The 19959-nt window shown below is 70.7% G+C and carries 20 protein-coding genes; 14 read left to right on the top strand and 6 right to left on the bottom strand.

The window, feature by feature from the left end:
* Nucleotides 1-10: 10 nt before the first annotated feature.
* The 3 genes from hydA to BCF44_RS16370 all read right to left on the bottom strand — a co-directional run bounded on the left by hydA (nt 11) and on the right by BCF44_RS16370 (nt 3785).
* Entirely contained in the window at nt 11-1399 is a 1389-nt protein-coding gene (hydA, locus tag BCF44_RS16380) for a dihydropyrimidinase (protein WP_116175147.1), read from the bottom strand.
* Nucleotides 1396-2178, bottom strand: coding sequence for a nitrilase-related carbon-nitrogen hydrolase (locus BCF44_RS16375; RefSeq protein WP_246015214.1), 783 nt, complete (start codon nt 2176-2178; stop codon nt 1396-1398). Before BCF44_RS16375 ends, hydA begins: the two co-directional genes overlap by 4 nt.
* 77 nt (nt 2179-2255) lie before the next feature.
* A complete protein-coding gene (locus BCF44_RS16370; protein ID WP_116175146.1) occupies nt 2256-3785 on the bottom strand; it encodes an NCS1 family nucleobase:cation symporter-1 in 1530 nt (509 codons plus the stop codon).
* Between the two features lie 185 nt (nt 3786-3970).
* On the opposite strand from BCF44_RS16370, the gene BCF44_RS16360 reads away from it, so the two are divergent.
* The 4 genes from BCF44_RS16360 (at nt 3971) to BCF44_RS16345 (ending at nt 7041) form a co-directional block, all read left to right on the top strand.
* The gene (locus BCF44_RS16360; protein ID WP_170217566.1) at nt 3971-4714 is read left to right on the top strand and encodes an alpha/beta hydrolase; all 744 of its coding nucleotides are present in this window, start codon (nt 3971-3973) and stop codon (nt 4712-4714) included.
* 207 nt (nt 4715-4921) lie between these two features.
* Nucleotides 4922-5326 (top strand): helix-turn-helix domain-containing protein, encoded by a 405-nt coding sequence (locus BCF44_RS16355; RefSeq protein WP_116175143.1) that lies wholly within the window; start codon nt 4922-4924, stop codon nt 5324-5326.
* Nucleotides 5319-5882, top strand: coding sequence for a hypothetical protein (locus BCF44_RS16350; RefSeq protein ID WP_116175142.1), 564 nt, complete (start codon nt 5319-5321; stop codon nt 5880-5882). Before BCF44_RS16355 ends, BCF44_RS16350 begins: the two co-directional genes overlap by 8 nt.
* Complete coding sequence (locus tag BCF44_RS16345) at nt 5875-7041, top strand: MAB_1171c family putative transporter (protein ID WP_116175141.1); 1167 nt, start codon at nt 5875-5877, stop codon at nt 7039-7041. The genes BCF44_RS16350 and BCF44_RS16345 overlap by 8 nt, the downstream gene beginning before the upstream one ends.
* Before the next feature lie 3 nt (nt 7042-7044).
* On the opposite strand, the gene BCF44_RS16340 is transcribed toward BCF44_RS16345, so the two are convergent.
* Together BCF44_RS16340 and BCF44_RS16335 are read right to left on the bottom strand one after the other, a co-directional pair.
* Entirely contained in the window at nt 7045-7815 is a 771-nt protein-coding gene (locus BCF44_RS16340) for a class I SAM-dependent methyltransferase (protein ID WP_116175140.1), read from the bottom strand.
* Nucleotides 7816-7825: 10 nt separating this feature from the next.
* The gene (locus BCF44_RS16335) at nt 7826-9415 is read right to left on the bottom strand and encodes a PucR family transcriptional regulator (RefSeq protein ID WP_116175486.1); all 1590 of its coding nucleotides are present in this window, start codon (nt 9413-9415) and stop codon (nt 7826-7828) included.
* A 130-nt stretch (nt 9416-9545) separates the two neighbouring features.
* Between BCF44_RS16335 and BCF44_RS16330 the strand changes: the two genes are divergently transcribed.
* The 6 genes from BCF44_RS16330 to BCF44_RS16305 all read left to right on the top strand — a co-directional run bounded on the left by BCF44_RS16330 (nt 9546) and on the right by BCF44_RS16305 (nt 15914).
* A complete protein-coding gene (locus tag BCF44_RS16330; protein WP_116175139.1) occupies nt 9546-10853 on the top strand; it encodes an aspartate aminotransferase family protein in 1308 nt (435 codons plus the stop codon).
* Nucleotides 10850-12337 (top strand): CoA-acylating methylmalonate-semialdehyde dehydrogenase, encoded by a 1488-nt coding sequence (locus tag BCF44_RS16325; protein ID WP_116175138.1) that lies wholly within the window; start codon nt 10850-10852, stop codon nt 12335-12337. The genes BCF44_RS16330 and BCF44_RS16325 overlap by 4 nt, the downstream gene beginning before the upstream one ends.
* A 193-nt stretch (nt 12338-12530) precedes the next feature.
* Nucleotides 12531-12977, top strand: a complete 447-nt coding sequence (locus BCF44_RS16320) for a chitosanase (RefSeq protein WP_170217565.1) — start codon at nt 12531-12533, stop codon at nt 12975-12977.
* A gap of 63 nt (nt 12978-13040) precedes the next feature.
* Nucleotides 13041-13361 carry an ArsR/SmtB family transcription factor gene (locus BCF44_RS16315; RefSeq protein ID WP_170217564.1) on the top strand — a complete coding sequence of 107 codons (321 nt, stop codon included), beginning with the start codon at nt 13041-13043 and terminating at the stop codon, nt 13359-13361.
* A complete protein-coding gene (locus BCF44_RS16310; protein ID WP_116175136.1) occupies nt 13358-13816 on the top strand; it encodes an SRPBCC family protein in 459 nt (152 codons plus the stop codon). The genes BCF44_RS16315 and BCF44_RS16310 overlap by 4 nt, the downstream gene beginning before the upstream one ends.
* 28 nt (nt 13817-13844) lie before the next feature.
* Nucleotides 13845-15914, top strand: coding sequence for a S9 family peptidase (locus BCF44_RS16305; protein ID WP_116175135.1), 2070 nt, complete (start codon nt 13845-13847; stop codon nt 15912-15914).
* Here the strand turns inward: BCF44_RS16305 and BCF44_RS16300 are convergent.
* Nucleotides 15895-16845 carry an SDR family oxidoreductase gene (locus BCF44_RS16300; RefSeq protein WP_116175134.1) on the bottom strand — a complete coding sequence of 317 codons (951 nt, stop codon included), beginning with the start codon at nt 16843-16845 and terminating at the stop codon, nt 15895-15897. The two genes, BCF44_RS16305 and BCF44_RS16300, sit on opposite strands and share 20 nt — an antisense overlap.
* Nucleotides 16846-16933: 88 nt before the next feature.
* Between BCF44_RS16300 and BCF44_RS16295 the strand changes: the two genes are divergently transcribed.
* From BCF44_RS16295 to BCF44_RS16280, 4 genes are read left to right on the top strand one after another with little or no spacing between them, the layout of a single operon-like run.
* Nucleotides 16934-17698 carry an SDR family oxidoreductase gene (locus BCF44_RS16295; RefSeq protein ID WP_116175133.1) on the top strand — a complete coding sequence of 255 codons (765 nt, stop codon included), beginning with the start codon at nt 16934-16936 and terminating at the stop codon, nt 17696-17698.
* Nucleotides 17698-18648 carry an LLM class F420-dependent oxidoreductase gene (locus tag BCF44_RS16290; RefSeq protein ID WP_116175132.1) on the top strand — a complete coding sequence of 317 codons (951 nt, stop codon included), beginning with the start codon at nt 17698-17700 and terminating at the stop codon, nt 18646-18648. Before BCF44_RS16295 ends, BCF44_RS16290 begins: the two co-directional genes overlap by 1 nt.
* 13 nt (nt 18649-18661) lie before the next feature.
* Entirely contained in the window at nt 18662-19261 is a 600-nt protein-coding gene (locus BCF44_RS16285) for a TetR/AcrR family transcriptional regulator (protein ID WP_246015137.1), read from the top strand.
* Nucleotides 19262-19306: 45 nt separating this feature from the next.
* Nucleotides 19307-19951: a response regulator transcription factor gene (locus tag BCF44_RS16280; RefSeq protein WP_116175131.1), complete on the top strand. Its 645-nt coding sequence runs from the start codon at nt 19307-19309 to the stop codon at nt 19949-19951.
* Nucleotides 19952-19959 lie beyond the last annotated feature (8 nt).

The raw sequence follows: 19959 nt of genomic DNA, 5'->3' as shown, positions 1-19959 counted from the left end.
CTGCGCCCTCTCAGTTCAGGTACTGGTTGAGTTCACGGGCCAGGAACTTGCCGTGCCCCTTGCCGCCGTGCCAGCCGGCGCCGTCGACCACGACCCGGCCCCGCGACAGCACGGTGTCCACCCGACCGGTGAGCTCCATGCCCTCGTACGCCGAGTAGTCCACGTTCATGTGGTGCGTGCTGGCCGACAGCGTCTGCCGCGCGTTCGGGTCGTACACCACGATGTCGGCGTCCGAACCCGGCGCTATCACGCCCTTGCGCGGGTACAGGCCGAACATCCGTGCCGGGGTCGTCGAGGTGACCTCGACCCAGCGCTGCAACGTCAGCTCGCCGCCGACCACACCCTGGTAGATCAGGTCCATCCGGTGCTCGACGCCGGGCATCCCGTTGGGAATCTTGGAGAAGTCGCCGCGCCCCAGGTCCTTCTGCTCCACGAAGCAGAACGGGCAGTGATCCGTCGACACCACCGACAGGTCGTTGGTGCGCAAACCCTGCCACAACGCGCCCTGGTGCGACTTCTCCCGCAACGGCGGCGACGCCACGAACTTGGCGCCCTCGAAGTCCGGGCGGGCGAGGTCCTCGATGGACAGGAACAGGTACTGCGGACACGTCTCGGCGAACACGTTCTGTCCGTCGTTCCGCGCCTCGGCAACGGCTTCCAACGCCTGCGCCGCTGACAGGTGCACGATGTACAGCGGCGCGCCGGTGACCTTGGCCAGCTGGATCGCGCGGTGGGTGGCCTCACCCTCCAGCTCCGGCGGCCGGGTCAGGCCGTGCTGCACGGGATCGGTGCGGCCGGCCGCGAGTGCCTGCGCCACCAGCTGGTCGATCGCGATGCCGTTCTCCGCGTGCATCATGATCGTGCCGCCGTTGGCCCGGGCCCGCTGCATGGCCAGGAGAATCTCGCCGTCGGTGGAGTAGAACACGCCCGGATAGGCCATGAACATCTTGAACGTGTTCACGCCGGCGTCCACGCAGGCGTCCATCTCCTTGAGCGTGCCGTCATTGACGTCGGACACGATCATGTGGAAGCCGTAGTCGATCGCGCAGTTGCCGTCGGCCTTCTCGTGCCACTTGTCCAAAGTGGACAGCAGTGAGGACCCCTTGGCCTGCACGGCGAAGTCGACGATGGTGGTGGTGCCGCCCCACGCCGCCGCCGTGGTGCCGGTCTCGAACGTGTCGGCCGAGAAGGTGCCGCCGAACGGCATCTCCATGTGCGTGTGGCCGTCGATGCCGCCCGGCAGCACGTACTTGCCGGTCGCGTCGACGACCGTGTCGGCGTTGCCCGGCCACGAGCCGGGCGCCACCACCGCCGTGATCGTCTCGCCGTCCACGACCACGTCCGCGGTCACCGAGCCCGTCGAGCTGAGCACGGTGCCGCCCCTGATCAGAATGCTCACGGCTTCACCAGCGATTCGTAGCTGTCGGGCCGACGGTCGCGGTAGAACGCCCACAGGTCCCGGACCTCGGCCAGCCTGCCCATGTCCAGGTCGCGGACGACGACCTCCTCCTCGGTGTCCGACGCGGCCTCGCCGACCAGCTGCCCGCGCGGGTCCACGAAGTACGACTGGCCGTAGAAGTCGTTCTCGCCCAACGGTTCCACGCCGACCCGGTTGATGGTGCCGACGTAGTACTCGTTGGCCACCGCGGCCGCCGGCTGCTCCAGCCGCCACAGGTACTCCGACAGGCCGCGGCTGGTCGCCGACGGGTTGAACACGATCTGCGCGCCGGCCAGGCCCAGTGCCCGCCAGCCCTCCGGGAAGTGCCGCTCGTAGCAGATGTACACGCCGATCCGGCCGACAGCGGTGTCGAACACCGGGTAGCCCAGGTTGCCGGGCCGGAAGTAGAACTTCTCCCAGAACCCCTTCACCTGCGGGATGTGGTTCTTGCGGTGCTTGCCCAGATACTTGCCGTCGGCGTCGATCACCGCCGCGGTGTTGTAGTAGACGCCGGGCTGCTCCTCCTCGTACATCGGCGCGACCAGCACCACGCCGTGCTGCTTGGCCACCTCGCACAGCAGCTGCGTGGTCGGCCCGTCCGGGATCTGCTCGGTGTAGGAGTAGTAGTCCGCGTCCTGCACCTGGCAGAAGTACGGCCCGTAGAACAGCTCCTGGAGGCAGACGACCTGCGCGCCCTGCGAGGCGGCGGTCGCGACGGCGGCCACCGCGTTCGCGATCATCGATTCCTTGTCGCCGGTCCAGCGCTGCTGGACCAGCCCGGCCCGGACGATCTGTGGTGCCACGATTAGCGCTCCTTCTAGTTCGTCGCGACGGTCACTGCCGGCGAGGCCGAGGGCCTCGGTGCCAGCACCAGGTACAGCACGAAGGCGGCGATCAGGCCGGCCACCCAGCTGTAGTCGTAGAGGGGCTTGAGGAACGGGATCAGGCCGTCGGCGGGGAACGGCCCGGTGCCGGGGGCGGAGTAGGCGCCGCCGACGGCGAGCAGGGAGCCGACCAGGGTGGCCACCAGCGCCCGCCAGTTCCAGCCGCCCGAGAACCAGTACCGGCCGCTGTCCCGGTACAGGTCGACGAGGTCGAGCTGGGTGCGGTTGACCAGCCAGTAGCCGGCGATCAGCACGCCGGCCACCGAGGCCAGCACGCCGCCGTAGAAACCGAGCCAGGTGAAGATGTAGATGTGCGGGTCGGAGATCAGCCGCCACGGCTGGATCACCACGCCGAGGATGCCGGTGATCAGGCCGCCGGTGGCGAAGGTGATGCGCTTGGGCACCGCGTTGGAGAAGTCGTAGGACGGCGACACGACGTTGGCCGCCAGGTTGGCCGACACCGTCGCCAGCACCAGCGCGACCAGCGCGACGACCACCAGCAGCGGGCTGTCGAAGTGGCTGGCCAGCTGGGCCGGGTCCCAGATCGCCTGGCCGTACAGGGAGACCGCGCCTGAGGTGGTCAGGATGGCCACGATCGCGATGAACGACATGGTGGTCGGCAGGCCCAGGATCTGGCCCCAGAACTGCTTGCGCTGGCTGCCGCCGAACCGGGTGAAGTCCGGCATGTTCAACGACAGCGTGGACCAGAACGCGATCATCGCCATCAGCGACGGCCAGAACACCGCCCAGAAGCCCGGCCCCCAGCCCAGCTTGGACGGCTCGGACAGGATCGGGCCGAAGCCGCCCGCCTTGACCAGCACGTAGCCCAGCAGGATGAGGAAGCCGACCGACACCAGCGGCGCCGTCCAGTTCTCGAACCGGCGGATCGCGTCCATGCCGCGCCAGATGATCAGCATCTGCGCCACCCAGAACAGGGCGAAGCACAGCCACAGCGTCCACGGCTGGCCGCCGACCTGGCCGGCGTTGGTCCAGCCGCTGCCGAACAGCTTGCCGACGATCACGTACAGCGCCTCGCCGCCGACCCAGGTCTGGATGCCGAACCAGCCGCAGGCGATGAACGCCCGCAGCAGCGCCGGCAGGTTGGCCCCGCGCACGCCGTAGAAGCTGCGGGCGAACACCGGGAACGGGATGCCGTACTTGGTGCCGGCGTGGCTGTTGAGCAGCATCGGCACCAGCACGATCAGGTTGCCCAGGGTGATCGTCACGAACGCCTGCACCCAGTCCATGCCCAGCGCGATCAGCGAGGCGGCCAGGGTGTAGCTGGGGATGTTGTGGGCCATGCCCATCCACAGCGCGAAGAAGTTGTACGTGGACCAGGTCCGGCGCTCCAGCGGCACCGGGGCCAACTCGGGGTTGTAGAACCTGCTGCCGACCACCGCCGAGTCGTCCGCGAGCTCGATACGGCCGTCCGATTGGGTGACTGGGACCGGGGAGTGTGCCATGGCTAGCTCCTGACGCCACCTGAGCGAGAAGTCAGTATCGTGTGTGCCGGCTGCCGGAAAGGGCAGTGTCACACTGTCCATGGTTGGCCGCCACCGTGCACAGTGTGTCCAGAACGGAACCTCCCTGCCCGTTCGGGCGTCACTTGATCGTGATCTCTCGGCGGGCGCTGCTGGTAGGCGGCGGGGTGGGGACAGCGGGACTGGTCGCGGCGGCGGCGGTCGAACAGACCCGGTTGCGGCGGCTGTTGGGGTGGACCGGGCCTGATGGCACGGTGCCGGACGTGCCGCCGGTGGCGGTGTCCGTGACCCGGCAGAAGTCGGCGGCGCGGGGCTGCGACGTCGAATTCGTGACGATGAATGCCGCGCCGGGGTTACAGGTGTGTGTCGTCCTGCACGGGCGCGGCAGCAGCGCCCGAGGCATGGTCACGCTCGGGCTGCCGCAGTTCCTGGCGGCCGCCCGAGCTAAGTTCACGGTGGTGGCGGTTGACGGCGGCGATTCCTATTGGGTACCGCGCGGCGCCGACGACCCGCAGAAGATGCTGACCGCGGAGCTGCCGGGCTGGCTGCGGGCGGCCGGGCTGGGAGAGCCGCGAGCGGTCCTCGGCATTTCCATGGGCTGCTTCGGCGGGCTCGTGTACGCCCGGCAGGCCGGCCTGCCGGCGGCGGTGCTCAGCCCGGCGCTGTTCCGGTCATGGGACGACGCCCGGACCGTGAACGCGTTCGCCGACGAGGCGCAGTGGGAGTCGTACGAGCCGCTGCGGCACCCGCTGCCGGCGCGGCTGGGCGTCTGGTGCGGGTACGAGGACCCGTTCTACGACTCGGCGCGAGAGGTGGCGGCGCACGCCGAGGTGGCGGACTTCGACCATGGCGAGCACACGGACGGCTACTGGCGGCGCGTGCTGCCGGACGCCCTGAGGTGGCTCGCGTAGCAGGACGCGCCCCCTGGCCGCGTCCTGTAGGCGGCCACCGACGTGAACACCCCTCGGGTTCACGCTTGTTCAAACCGGTGGACGCCTCGGCCAGCCTGTCAGCCGCCGACGGCCCTGTCAACACGCTGCGTTCCTTGACATGCGCGTTGCGTGTTCACTACCGTCGAAAGTGGGTTTTCTGGGGTGTGACCTGGGGGAAAGTCACTGGTGGACGACACTGTCGAGTCGGTGGCCGACAAGATCAACGCGCTGGTGGCGGAGCGCTGGCCGGGCCGCGCGCCCGGCAACGCCGCCATCGCGCGGGAGATCCGCCGCGAGACGGGACTGTCCATCTCGACCGGCTACCTGTGGATGCTGCGCACCGGGCAGCGCGGCAACCCCACCGGCGACCGGCTCCAGGCGCTGGCCCGGTTCTTCGGCCGCCCGCCGGCGTACTTCTTCGACCACGAGGTGACCAGCGCGGACATGGAGCTGGCGGCCTGCCTGCGCCAGAGCGGCGTGCGGATGATCGCGATGCGCGCCGACGGGCTGTCCGAGCGGAGCCAGCGGGCCATCCTGGAGCTGGTGGAACGCGCCCGGCAGATCGAGAAGCTCGACGAGGTCGATGACTGAGGCCGCCGCGTGGGCGCCGTTCCACCGGTGCCCGCCGGCGCCGACCGCAGAGGCGGACACCGTGAGAAGACAGCGCTGGCTGCGCGAGATCGCCGACCGGTACGCGACCATGCGGCGGTTCTCCGTCGCCGGGCTGTGCGAGGTGATCTCCGCCCAGCGCGGCCGGCCGCTGCACGTGCACCCGCTGGCCGTGCCGGCGTCGGCCGGGCTGAACGCGTGCGGCATGTGGATCGCCACCGATGTCGCCGACCACGTGTTCGTCGAGCACCGCACCAGCCGCTTCCACCAGGAGCACATCATCCTGCACGAGATCGGGCACATGCTGTGCGACCACGTCACCGACGACCTGCCGCCCGCGCTGACCGACGCGCTGCGCGACGGGCAGGTCGATCCGGGGCTGGCGCGGCAGGTGCTGGCCCGGACCAGTTACACCACCGGGCAGGAGCGGGACGCGGAGATGGTGGCCAGCCTGATCCTGGAGCGGGTGGCGCGGCGGCGGGCGCGGGCCGATGCCGGGCCGCTCGGTCGGATGCTGGGGATCAACGACGGTGACTGACGTCATCCAGACGGTTCTGCTCTACCTGTGCTGGATCGTCGTGGTGGTGCGCGTGTCGGCGCTGCGGTCGCGCAGCCAGCGGCCGCTGTGGTTCGCGCTGCTGCTGTTGGCGCTCGGGATCACCATGCTCCAGAAGGACACCAACGCGTTTCTCCAGGGGCTGACCGGCAACCCGGACGTGGAGAACCTGATCTCCAGCGTGGCCGCCGTCGGCGTCGCCGCCACCCTGCTGACGTTCGCCGCCCGCGCCGCCGAGGTGCGGATCTCCCCGTGGTTGCGCTGGATGTCCTGCGGTGTCACGGTTTTCGTGATGATCGTGTCGTTCGTGGTGTTCCAGGCCGGCGGCGGGGTGGCCCGCCCGCACTTCTTCCCGGTGCCGGGGACCTTGTCGGTGCTGGACCTGTACTGGGTCGTCTACCTTTCGTATCAGGGGATTGCGACCGCCGCCACGTTCTTCCTGCTGCTGCGGGCGTTCCGTCGCGTGCGGTCCTGGCTGGTGCGGACTCCGCTGGTGCTGCTGATCGTGGGATCGCTGGGGTTCTTCGTCTTCGTGGTGAGCCGGTTCTTCGCGGCGTTCGGCGGTTCCGCGTATGCGGTCACCTTCGGCACGTACGTCTCGTCGCCGCACACCATCGGCGTGTCGCTGGGCTGCTCCATCGCCGCCTTCGTGCCGTTCTTCCTGGGCCTGTCGGCGTGGCGCAGCGCCAATGCCTTGTACCCCATGTGGAAGGCGCTCGTCACCGCCGTGCCGCACATCGCCCTCCACCCGCCGCGTTCGCGGTTCGTCGACGCCGTGCTGCCGCAGAACAGCCAGCTGCGCCTGCACCGGAGGCTGGTCGAGATCCGCGACGGCATGCTCATCCTGAACGACTGGATTCAGCCGTCCGACCTTGCCCAGCTCGAGATCCTCGTGTCCGACGTGCCGCCCGAGGTGATGGGGCCGATGACCACCGCCTGCTGGCTGCGCGTCGCGCTGGCCGTGCACGCCGCCGGCGTCCCGATGGCCACCGATCCCCTCGACCTGGTGCGCCAGGGCGGCACCGACGCCCCGTCCGAGCTGCTCTGGCTCCGTCCCGTCACCGCCGTCTGGTCCGACCCCCGCACCGTCGGCTTCGCCGCCATCGTCGGCGAGTCGCGCTCAGCGGCACACCGAATGTAGGTTTCAGGCAGGCTTGCGGGCCCGGACGGAGATGCCGATGTAGCGGACGTCCACGAAGGTCGGGTCGTCGATCAGGTCCAGGCACTCGGTCAGCGCCGCCTCGGTGAACAGGCCCTTGGCGATCAGGTGCGGGCCGGCCTGCCGGAGGTTCAGCCGCCACAGGTCGTCGGCGAGGCCGCCGAGGCCGATCATGCGGGGCTTGGTCTCGACGTGGACGTCCACGTAGCCGAGCTGGGCCATGATGCCGGGCAGGCGGGTGCCCCACTGCATGTCGGCGCCGCGGGCCCGGGCGGAGTCGGCGGCGGCGCGGGCGTAGACGTTCATCGCCGGATACGGGCTGGAGCCGACCGGCAGGGTGTAGACGTCCTCGACCACGAACCAGCCGCCGGGCGTCAGCCACTGCAACGCCCGCTCGACGACCTCGTCCCGTGAGGGCAGATGGCACATCACCGCCCGGGCGTGGATCAGGTCGAAGGAACCCGGCGCGAAGGAATGTGTGGTGACGTCGGTTTCCAGCGCCTCGACGTTCGCCGTCGGCTTCAGGTGCCGGACGTCCAGATCGGCGGCGGTGACGTGCGCGCACCGGGATGCGAGCCAGCGGGTCACCGAGCCGGTGCCGGCCCCGATCTCCAGGCACCGCCAGGATTCTTGCACCGGCAACGACTCGAGCAGCGCCGCCGTGTCCGGATCGCGGAAGCGCTCCAGCATCCGGAGCCGCTCCTGCTCGGTGGGAATCGTCGCCGCGAACGGCCCGCTCGCATAGGTTTCCGCCACGACCGAGAACCTAGCAGCCGAGATCCATCGCGAGCAGGGCAACGTAGAGCGACAGCATGGACTCCGGATCCTCAAGCGACACACCGAGAACCGTCTCGATTCGGCTGAGCTGCTGGTAGTACGCCGTCCGCGACATGTGCGCCGCGGCGGCCGCGGCCGACTTGTTGCCGCCGTGTTCGCAGAACACCCGGAGCAGGTCCACCAACCGGCTGCCCTGCGCGGAATCCCGAGCCAGCAACGGCCCGAGTTCCCGTTCGGCGAAGGCGGTCAGGCGCTCGTCCTCGCGAAGCAGGTGCAGCAGACCTCGCAGCCGCACGTCGTCGAGCCGGTGATAGCTGCGCCCGCCCGGCGACCGCAGGGCGGCGTTGGCCACGTGTGCCGCCTCGATCATGCTCCGCCGGCCGTCGGTGATCGACCGCACGGTCGTGCCGACGCCCACCACTACCGCGATCGCCGTCGGCGAACTCCTGATCTGCGAGGCCAGTCGCCGCAACGCCGAGTCCACGTTGGACTGCGCCGGCAGCGACAGCAGCGCCCGCACCGAGATGTCGTCCACCCCACCGACCAGCGCCGGGATCTTCGTACGCCGGGCGGCCGTCGCGGTCGCCTCGGCGAGGTCCCGCAGCGCCTCCTGCGTCGCCGCCGGGGTGGTCTCCGGCCGGATCGCCATGCCGACGAGTTGCCGGCCCTCCAACGGAACCCCGAGCGCGCCGGCCCGGGTGGCCAGATCCACCGGCGGGGCCCCGGTCGCCAGCAGCTCGGTGAGCAGCGTGCGGTGCGTGTGCCGCTCCAGGCTCTCCCGGTCGCGGGCGACGAGCCGGTTCACGGCCAGCGCCGACGCCGCCCGCTCGGCCACCACGACCAGCCGGTGCGGCGGCTCGTCCGGGCTGACCAGCACCAACCGTCCCCAGTCGTTGCCGCGCGCGCCGACGATCGTCACCAGCCAGCCCGCGCCCGGGTGGTACGCCGTGCGCTCGGCGACGGTGACCGCCCGTGACCGCTCGGCCCAGTTCGCCAGCAGCTCGGCCACCTCGCCGCCGGCCGGGTCGTAGGCCAGCACGTCGTGCCCGAGCGTCTCCAGCACCACCGGCGCGCCGGTCATCCGCGCCACCTCCCGCAGCACCTCCGACGGCTCCGCCCCGGACACGGTCAGCGCCGTGAACGTCTCGTGCACCTGCTCGGCGGCCCGCAGCTCGGCCAGCTGGGCGTCGACGATCATCGCCACGACGGCCTCGGTGACCGCCACGAACCGGGTCTCCTGGGCCAGTGTGATCACCGGCAGCGACCGCCGCTCGGCCGCCGCGAGCAGCGCCGCCGGCAGCGCGTCGGTCCAGCGCCGGACCAGCTCGATCACCAGCCCGCTGGCGCCGGCGTCGGCCAGGCCGTCGATGTACGCGGTCAGGGCGGTCTCGTCGTCGCTGAGCGCGATGCCGGTGGTCAGCACCAGCTCACCGCCGCGCAGCAGCGGCCCGATGTCGGCCACCTCGGCGGCGTGCACCCAGCGCACCCGGCCCTCCAGACCCGCCGACCCGGCGGCCAGCCGGGGCCGGGCGCGCCGGATGAGCGGCATCGTCAGCACGTCCGACACCGACGGGAACACCGAGCTCTTGGCCACCTTGGACACAGTGTCAGTCTAGGCCGGTCAACCCGCTACAGGTTGTCCATGGTGGCGGCGTGCCGCCCGGCCCCACACTCGCTTGCGGGTCCGGTTCCACGACAGGAGGAGCAAGATGTCCGTGCACGCCGATCTCCTGGCCAGGCACAAGGCCGTGCTGCCCGGGTGGCTCGCCCTCTACTACGACGAGCCGATCGAGATCACGCACGGCGAGGGCCGCCGCGTCACCGACGCCGAGGGCCACACCTACCTGGACTTCTTCGCCGGCATCCTGACCAACGCGATCGGCTACGACATCGCCGAGATCTCCGACGCGGTGCGGTCGCAGCTGGCCGGCGGCATCGTGCACACCTCGACGCTGTACCTGATCCGCCAGCAGGTGGAGCTGGCGGAGAAGATCGCGAAGCTCTCGGGCATCCCCGACGCCAAGGTGTTCTTCACCAACTCGGGCACCGAGGCCAACGAGACCGCGATGATGCTGGCCACCCAGTTCCGCCGCAGCAACCAGGTGCTGGCGCTGCGCAACTCCTACCACGGGCGCGGCTTCGGCACGATCGCCGTCACCGGCAACCGCGGCTGGTCGGCGTCCTCGCTGAGCCCGGTCAACGTCAGCTACGTGCACGGCGGCAACCGCAACCGCGGCCCGTTCAGGGACTTCAACGACGCCGACTACATCGCGGCGTGCGTGGCCGACCTGCGCGAGGTGCTGGCCACCGCCACCGCCGGCGACGTGGCGTGCATGATCGCCGAGCCGATCCAGGGCGTCGGCGGCTTCGCCACCCCGCCGGACGGCCTGTTCAAGGCGTTCAAGGACGTGCTCGACGAGACCGGCATCCTGCTCATCGCGGACGAGGTGCAGACCGGCTGGGGCCGCACCGGCGAGCACTTCTGGGGCATCCAGGCGCACGGGGTGACGCCGGACATGATGACCTTCGCCAAGGGGCTGGGCAACGGGTTCGCGATCGGCGGCGTGGTCGCGCGCGGCGACGTGATGGACAGCCTGACCGCGAACTCGATCTCCACCTTCGGCGGCAACCCGATCTCCACCGCGGCCGCCAACGCCACCCTGGACTACGTGCTGGAGCACGACCTCCAGGCCAACGCCCTGAAGCTGGGCAACAAGCTGATGAACGGGCTGCGCCACGTCGGCGACGAGAACCCGGTGATCGGCGACGTGCGCGGCAAGGGCCTGATGATCGGCGTCGAGCTGGTCGAGCCCGGCGGCGACACGCCCAGCGCTCGCGCGGCGACGAAGATGCTGGAGGAGACCCGAAAGCGCGGCCTGCTGATCGGCAAGGGCGGCCTGAACGGCAACGTGCTGCGATTGGCCCCGCCGATGACGCTGACCGAGTCGGAAGCCGACGAGGCGCTGGAGATTCTGGCGGAGTCCATTGCCGTGACGAACGAGGAGCTGACCCGATGACCACACACTGGATCGACGGCAAGCTCTGGGAGGGCACCGCCGAGCGTCGCGGCGACGTGTACGACCCGGCAACGGGTTCCGTCGCGTCCACTGTGGACTTCGCGTCGGCCGACGTGGTCGACGAGGCGGTCGCGGCGGCGTCGCGGGCCTGGCAGACCTGGCGCGACGCCTCACTCGCGGCGCGGTCGACGGTGCTGTTCCGGTTCCGGGAACTGTTGAACGCCAACAAGACCGAGCTGGCCGCGCTGATCACCGCCGAGCACGGCAAGGTGGCATCCGACGCCGCCGGCGAGGTGCAGCGGGCCCTGGAGAACGTCGAGTACGCGTGCGGCATCCCGCAGCTGCTCAAGGGCGGCTTCAGCGAGAACGCCTCCACCCGCGTGGACGTGTACTCCATCCAGCAGTCCCTCGGCGTGGTCGGCGTGATCTCGCCGTTCAACTTCCCGGCCATGGTGCCGCTGTGGTTCGTGCCGAACGCGATCGCCTGCGGCAACACGGTCGTGCTCAAGCCCAGCGAGAAGGACCCGTCGGCGTCGATGTTCCTGGCCGACCTGTGGGCGCAGGCGGGGCTGCCGGCCGGCGTGCTCAACGTCGTCCACGGCGACAAGGTCGCGGTGGACCGGCTGTTGGAACACCGTGACGTCAAGGCGATCTCGTTCGTCGGCTCCACGCCGATCGCCCGCTACGTCTACGAGACCGGCACCGCCGCCGGCAAGCGGGTGCAAGCCCTGGGTGGTGCCAAGAACCACATGGTGGTGCTGCCCGACGCCGACCTGGACCTGGCCGCCGACGCCGCCGTGAACGCCGGCTTCGGCTCGGCGGGGGAGCGGTGCATGGCCGTTTCCGTCGTGGTGGCAGTGGATCCCATCGGCGACGAGCTCGTCGCCAAGATCGCCGAGCGGCTCCCGGGGTTGTCGGTCGGCGACGGGCGCAAGCCCGACAGCGAGATGGGGCCGCTGGTGACCGCCGCGCACCGGGACAAGGTGACGTCCTATGTGGACGCCGGTGTGGCCGAGGGCGCCCGGCTGGTGGTGGATGGCCGCGAGCACGCGATTGACGGTGACACCGCCGGCTTCTGGCTGGGGCCGACCCTGTTCGACGGCGTGGAGCCCGGTATGTCGATCTACCGGGACGAGATCTTCGGCCCGGTGCTGTCGGTGGTGCGGCGGCCGTCGTACGAGGAGGCGGTCGAGGTGGTGAACGCCAACCCGTACGGCAACGGCGTGGCCATCTTCACCAACGACGGCGGGGCCGCGCGGCGGTTCCAGCACGAGATCGAGGTCGGCATGGTCGGCGTGAACGTGCCGATCCCGGTGCCGGTGGCGTACTACTCGTTCGGCGGCTGGAAGCAGTCGCTGTTCGGCGACTCGCACGCGTACGGGCCCGAGGGTGTGCACTTCTACACCCGGACCAAGGTCGTCACCGGCCGCTGGCTCGACCCGTCGCACGGCGGCATCAACCTGGGCTTCCCCCAGAACGACTGAACCTGTTCTGCCGCACGCGGCGCACCCGTTGACCGGGTGTGCCGCGTGGCTCGCGGCCACCGCCGGTGTCGCGCTGACAACGGCCGGCGCCGCGTCGAGGCTCGACCAGAAGACGATCTTCATGATGGACGACATCACCGCGGCTCGGGTTCAGGGAGTCGTTGCAACCCCCTTTCCGACCAGGTGGCGTGTTGTGAAGACTGGACGGATCCCGCTGGCCCGTGCGATCCAGCTGACGTTCTGGCACGACGACTACCTCACGCCGGCGCTGACCATGGCCGGCCAGATCGGCGCCAAGACCAACCTGGGCGTGGAGAACCTGTTCGACACCGCGCTGATGATGGGCCCGGCCACCACCGACTGCGACGGCATGCCCACCATCGTCAAGGAGACGACCAAGGCCGTCGGCGGCACGCCCGCGACCGACGTCAGCGAGGCGACGTTCTTCAAGCAGTACAACACGATCCGGATCAAGCACATGAAGAAACCGTGCACCCCGGGTCGCCAGGACGACTGGCCCGACGCGGTCGGCCGCGCCCAGGCCCTCCAGAAGCTCTGGGACACCGGCCACACCGGCCTCGGCCCGTCCATCACCATCGCCGGCGGCTTCGACATCACCATCTCGAACCCCCACCGCTGAGCTTGATGGTTTCACTGCGTTCGGGACTTGACGGCCGGCTTGGTAAGTCGTAGCTTACGGTTCGTGGCGACTTACCGAACCGACGGGCTCGGGGCGCTCGGCGATCCCACCAGACGGGCGATCTTCGAGCTGGTGGCCACCGGGCCGAAGGCGGTCGGCGAGCTCGCCCGCGAGCTGCCGATCAGCCGTCCGGCCGTGTCCCAACACCTCAAGGTGCTCAAGGACGCCGGGCTGGTGGTCGACGAGGCGGTCGGCACCAGGCGGCTGTACCGGGTCGACCCGAACGGGGTCGCGGCCCTGCGCGCCTACCTGGACCTGGTGTGGGACCGAGCACTGGCGGCCTTCGCGGCCGCCGTCGAGAACACACCTGAGGAGCCGTCATGAGCGTGACCAAGAGCGTCACCGTCAAGGCCGGACAGCAGCACGCGTTCAAGGTCTTCACCGCGGGCTTCACCACCTGGTGGCCGTCCACCCACCACATCGGCAAGGCCGACATGGCCGAGGCGATCCTGGAGCAGCGGGAGGGCGGCCGCTGGTACGAGCGCGGCGTGGACGGCAGCCAGTGCGACTGGGGCACCGTGCTGGTCTACGACCCGCCGAACCGCGTGGTGGTGAGCTGGCACCTCAACGGCGAGTGGGCGTACGACCCCGACCCGGCCAAGGCCAGCGAGGTGGAGATCCGGTTCGTCGCCGAGGGCCCGGACGTGACCCGCGTCGAGCTGGAGCACCGGCACCTGGAGCGGCACGGCGGCGACTGGGAGGCGGTCGCCCGCGGCGTCGGCGGCGACGGCGGCTGGGCCGGCATCCTGCGCGGCTACGCCGAGATAGCGGCGGCGTGACCGGCGGCTGGCCGGATAGGGTCAGCCGGTGACCGCTGAACTGTCCTTTCCGCGCCAGCAGGCCCGCACCCAGCGCTTCTCGTTGGGCGTGCCCAGGGCGTTCACCGTCGCACCGGACGGATCCCGGGTGTTGTTCCTCCGCTCCGCGTCGGGCACCGACCGTCGCACCGGCCTGTGGAGCCTGGACGTCGAGACGGGGCAGGAGTCCCCGCTGTTCGACCCGTTCGCCGACAGCGAGGAGCTGTCGCCGGAGGAGCGGGCGCGCCGCGAGCGCAGCCGGGAGCAGGCCGCCGGTGTCGTCGGGTACGCCACCGACCGGGCGATGACCGTGGCGGCGTTCGCGCTGTCCGGCAAGGTGCACGTGACCGACCTGGCCACCGGCGCGACCGCGGAGCTGCCCACGCCCGGCCCGGTGATCGACCCCCGCCCCGACCCGACCGGCCGGCACGTCGCGTACGCCGTGACGGCCGGGGAGCTGCGGGTGGTCGGCGTCGACGGCTCGGGCGACCGGGCGTTGGCCGTGCCGGACGGCGACGAGGTGACCTGGGGCGTCGCGGAGTTCATCGCCGCCGAGGAGATGGACCGGTTCCGCGGCTACTGGTGGGCGCCCGACGGCGAGCGGCTGCTGGCGGCGCGGGTCGACAACAGCCCGGTGCAGCGCTGGCACATCGCCGACCCGGCCAATCCCGGCCGGACGCCGGCGGAGATCGCCTACCCGGCGGCCGGCACCGCCAACGCGGACGTGAGCGTGTCGGTGCTGGGCGTCGACGGCAGCCGGGTGGACGTGGACTGGGATCGAGCCGCCTTCCCGTACCTTGCGACCGCGCACTGGTCGGCCGGCGGTCCGCCGCTGCTGCTCGTGCAGACGCGGGACCAGCGGACGCAGCGGGTGCTGACCGTCGACCCTGACACCGGCGCGACGTCCGTGCTGCACGAGGAGACCGACCAGGACTGGGTCGACATCAAGCCGGGCTGGCCGGCGTGGACCTCGGACGGCGCCCTGGTCCGGATCGCCGCCATCGACGGCTTCTGGCGGCTCGTGGTCGGCGACGAGATCCGTACCGATGACTCGTTCAACGTGCACACTGTGACTTCAGTGACGACCGAAGATATTCTGGTTCGGGGGCACGACGCCGACTCGACGCAGATCCACGTGTTCCGGGTTCGCAAGGACGGCGTGGAGCGGCTGTCCGTCGGCGACGGCGTGCACGCCATCGCGCGGGGCGGCGACGTGACCGTGCGGGTCGGCAGCGGCCTGGGCCACTTCGGGGCCGTGACTGAGGTTTTCCGTGGCGACAGCAAGGTGTGCGAGATCGCGTCGCTCGCCGAGACGCCGTCGATCACGCCCAATGTCACGCTGCTGGCGCTGGGGGAGCGGGGCCTGCGCGGGGCGCTGTTGCTGCCCACCGGGTACGTGGACGGCAAGCTGCCGGTGCTGCTGGACCCGTACGGCGGGCCGCATGCCCAGCGGGTGATGCAGACCCGCAACGGCTTCACCGCTTCGCAGTGGCTGGCCGATCAGGGCTTCGCCGTGCTGGTCGTGGACGGCCGGGGCACGCCCGGGCGGGGGCCGGCGTGGGAGCGGGCCATCCACTTCGACTTCGCCGGGGCGACCCTGGAGGACCAGGTCGACGGCCTGCACGCTGCGGCGGAGCAGTTCCCGTTCCTGGACCTGTCGCGCGTCGCCATCCGGGGCTGGTCGTACGGTGGCTACCTGTCCGCGCTGGCCGTGCTCCGGCGTCCCGACGTCTTCCGAGCCGGCATCGCCGGGGCGCCGGTGACGGACTGGCGGCTCTACGACACCCACTACACCGAGCGGTACCTCGGGCATCCCGACGAGCGGCCCGAGGTGTACGACGCCAACTCGCTCATCGAGGACGCGTCCAAGCTCAGCCGGGACCTGATGATCATTCACGGTCTGGCCGACGACAACGTGGTCGCCGCGCACACCCTCCGCCTCAGCTCCGCGCTGCTCGCCGCCGGTCGCCCGCACACCGTGCTGCCGCTGTCCGGCGTCACCCACATGACCCCGCAGGAACAGGTCGCCGAAAACCTCCTGCTGCTGCAGGTGGACTTCCTCAAGCGGTCGCTGGGCTGACCTCCAACCCCCGCGAGTCGCGCTCACAGACACACCGAAATGCGGTTTCGGGCAGAAACGAGACTCCACGCTCGGATCTGCCCGAAACCTGCATTCGGTGTGCTTGAGAGCGCGACTCGCCGGGGTGAGGGGTCAGGCCTGGGGGGGTGGGGAGTTGGGTGGCGGCGCGGCGCATGCCGGACAGCCAGCGGTCGACGTCGGTGGCCTTGCGCTGGACGAAGGTGGCGACCTCGGGGTGGGGGAGGATGTGGAACTTCTCCGCCGCCAGCCCCTCGACGACGATGCCGGCGACCTGGTCGGGCTCGAGGATGTCGCCGAAGGCCGCGACGGCCAGCGCGGACAGGTCGCCCTGCTCGATGCCGGGCATGAGCATGTCGGTCCGCACGCCCATCGGGCACAGGACGCTGACGCCGATGCCCCGGTCGCCGTAGGTCACCGAAAGCCACTCAGCGAACGCCACCGCGGCGTGCTTGGACACGGTGTACGGGGCGTCGCCGGGGGCCATCAGCAGCCCGGCGGCGGACGCGGTGTTCAGGAAGTACCCCCGCCCCCGCGCCAGCATCGACGGCAGCACGGCGTTGGCGGCGTGCACGTGGGCCATCACGTTCACGTTCAGGTTGGTGGCCCAGTCCGTCGGCGACGCGTCCATGCCGCGCCCGAAGGCGACGCCGGCGTTGGAGCAGAACAGGTCGACGGGGCCGAAGGCCTCCTCGGCGGCGGTCACCAGGGCCGCGACCTGTGCGGCGTCGGTGACGTCGGCGGCGACGGCGATCGCACGGTCCAACGACGCGGCCACCTCCGTGGCAGCGGAGCCGTTGACGTCGGAGACGACGATGCCGGCGGCGCCCTCGGCGGCGAACCGGCGGGCGAGCGCCGCCCCGATGCCGCGGCCGGCCCCGGTCACCACGACCACCTTGTCGCGAACCTCCACCCGACGACCTCCTTCGACTCCGACAAGACTGCATACCGACTAGTCGGTATTGTAGCGTGGGGGCCACCCGACCACAGGAGCGACGAAGATGTCAGGTCTGACCGGCAAGACCGCGCTGATCACCGGCGCGTCCCGCGGCATCGGCAAGGCGATCGCCTTCGCGTACGCGGCCCAGGGCGCGAACGTGGTGCTCTCCTCACGCAAGCAGGAGGCGCTGGACGAGGTCGCCGCGGAGCTGCGCGCCGCGCAGCCGGGCGCGAAGGTGCTGGCCAAGGCTGCCCACGTGGGCAGCCAGGAACAGGCGCAGGCCTGCGTGGAGGCGGCGGTCGCCGAGTTCGGCAGCATCGACATCCTGGTCAACAACGCCGGCACCAACCCGTACTTCGGCCCCATGGTGGACCTCGACGTGGCCCGCGCGGACAAGACCGTGCAGGTCAACCAGACCTCGATCGTGCTGTGGACGGGCCTGGTCTGGAAGGCGTCGATGGCGGCCACCGGCGGCGCGGTCATCAACATCGCCTCGATCGGCGGCCTCGCGCCGGAGATCGGCATCGGCTACTACAACGCCACCAAGGCGGCGGTCATCCACCTGACCCGCCAGTTCGCCATGGAGCTCGCGCCGACCACCCGTGTCAACGGGATCGCGCCGGGCGTGGTGCGCACCCACCTGGCCCGCGGCCTGTGGGAGAACAACGAGGAGCGCCTGAACAAGGCGCTGCCGCTCGGCCGGATCGGCGAGCCGGAGGACATCGCCAACGCCGCCGTGTTCCTGGCCACCGACGCCTCGTCCTGGATGACCGGTCAGACGCTGGTCATCGACGGCGGCGCGACCGTCCGGCCGATGGTGATCTGATGAGCCGCTGGGGTATCACCTTGCCGCTGGCTGGCATCCCGCTGCCGGCGCAGCGGGACCTGGTCAAGTCCCTGCCCGACCTGGGCTACACCGACGTCTGGTCGGCCGAGACGGCCGGCACGGACGCGTTCACGCCGCTGGCGCTGGCCGCGGAGTGGGCGCCGACGCTGCGCCTGGGCACCGCGATCGCCCCGGTCTACACCCGCGGCCCCGGCCTGCTGGCGATGCAGGCGGCGACCATCGCCGAGCTCGCGCCCGGCCGGTTCGCGCTGGGCATCGGCTCCAGCTCGCCGGTGATCGTGCAGGGCTGGAACGCCCGCGCGTTCACGGAGCCGTTCGCGCACGTCCGCGACACGCTCCGGTTCCTGCGGCCGGCGCTGGCCGGCGAGAAGGTGGACGGCGACTTCGGCTCGTTCACGGTGAGCCGGTTCAAGCTGGAGCGGGTCCCCGAGCAGCCGCCGCAGATCATGCTGGCGGCGCTGCGGCCGGGCATGCTGCGGCTGGCCGCCAAGGAGGCCGACGGCGCGATCACGAACTGGCTCGCGCCGACCGACGTGCCGAAGGTGCGGGCCGAGTTGGGCGCCGACAAGGAGCTCGTGGCGCGGGTGTTCGTGTGCCCGACCGAGGACGCCGCCGCGGCCCGGGCCTTCGGCCGGATGCTGATCAGCAGCTACCTTACGGTGCCGGCGTACGCGGCGTTCCACGACTGGCTGGGCCGCGGCGAGGACCTCGCCGAGATGCACCGGCTGTGGGCCGCCGGCGACCGCAAGGGCGCCAACGCGGCCATCCCGGACCACGTGGTGGACGACCTGGTCGTCCATGGCAGCCTGGACCGCTGCCGTGAACGGGTGGAGGAGTACGTCGCGAACGGCCTGGACACTCCGGCGATCATGGTGTTGCCGACCGGTGCTGACCAGTTCGACGTGGTCAGGGCGCTAGGACAGAAGTGAGTGAGGTGGGAGCGTGACCAAGGCATCCCAGGGGCGCGGCGAGCTGACCCCGATGGAGGGCCGCATCCTGCGCGCGGCGGTGAAGCTGTTCGCGGAGAAGGGCTTCGACGCCACCACCGTGCAGGAGGTGGTGGCCGCCGCCGAGGTGACCAAGGGCGCGCTCTACCACTACTTCGACTCCAAGGACGACCTGCTCTACGAGATCTACCACTCGCTGATCGGGATCCAGACCGCCGACCTGGACGGCATCATCGCCCAGGACCTGGGCGCTAAGGAGACGGTCCGGGCCATCCTGATCAACCTCGTGGTCACCACCGCGGCCCGCATCGACGAGACGGCCGTGTTCGTCCGGGAGATGCACAAACTGGACTCCGAGCGGATGGCGGCGTTCCGCGCCGACCGCCGCCGGTACCAGAAGACCTTCCGGGACGTGATCGCCAAGGCGCAGGCGGCCGGCGAGTTCAGCTCGGCAGTGCCGGCCGACACCGCCGTGCTGATCGCGCTGGGCGTGGTGAACCAATTGCCGACGTGGTATCGCCCGGATGGCCCCAAGTCACCCGAGCAACTGGGGGCCGAGATCGCCGATTTCGTCTTGGCGGGGCTCGCCAACTGACCAGAGCGACTGCGCTGTCCGGGGTGGGCATACCATCATTTGCCCATGACGGCTTTGGACACCCCGATCGTCCGAATCGTGGTCGCCGAGGACCGCGCTCCGGTCAGATCCGGCCTGGACGCCGCCCTCGGGCACTTACCCGGCGTCGCCGTGGTCGGCACGGCGACGCATCACGCCCAGGTGCCTCCCCTACTAGACCGACACCGACCGGAAGTGCTGCTGCTCGGCCTGGCGCTACCCGGCGGTGACCCCATCGAACTCACCCGCGCGGTGCGGACCGAGCACCCGGCGACCGCGGTGATCGTGATCGCGGTGCCGCCCGCGACCAACGAACAGGTGCTGCCGGTGTTACAGGCCGGCGCGGCCGGATGGCTGCCGCCGGCGGCCGACCGCGACACCGTGATCCGCGCGCTGCGCACGGTGGTCGCCGCCGGCGCGGCCCCGACGAGGCGGCCGTCCAGCCGCGACCACCGCAACGAGTTGACCGCCCGCGAGGCCGACGTGCTCGGCCTGGTCGCCGCCGGGCTGACCAACGCGGAGATCGCCCGCCGGCTCAGCGTCAGCGAGGCGACCGTGAAGACCCACCTCAACCACGCGTACACCAAGGTCGGCCTGCAGAACCGGGCCGAGGCCGTGGAGTACGCGAAGCGCCAGGGCCTCGGCCCGGCGCACGGAAGTCAGCCGGACTGAACGGTGGC

Origin of the sequence: Kutzneria buriramensis (assembly GCF_003387475.1) — a bacterium.
In the GTDB taxonomy this organism is placed as follows: Bacteria; Actinomycetota; Actinomycetes; order Mycobacteriales; family Pseudonocardiaceae; genus Kutzneria; species Kutzneria buriramensis.
The sequence above is the reverse complement of the archived record's forward strand: the minus strand, read 5'-3'. Positions and strand labels throughout refer to the sequence as shown.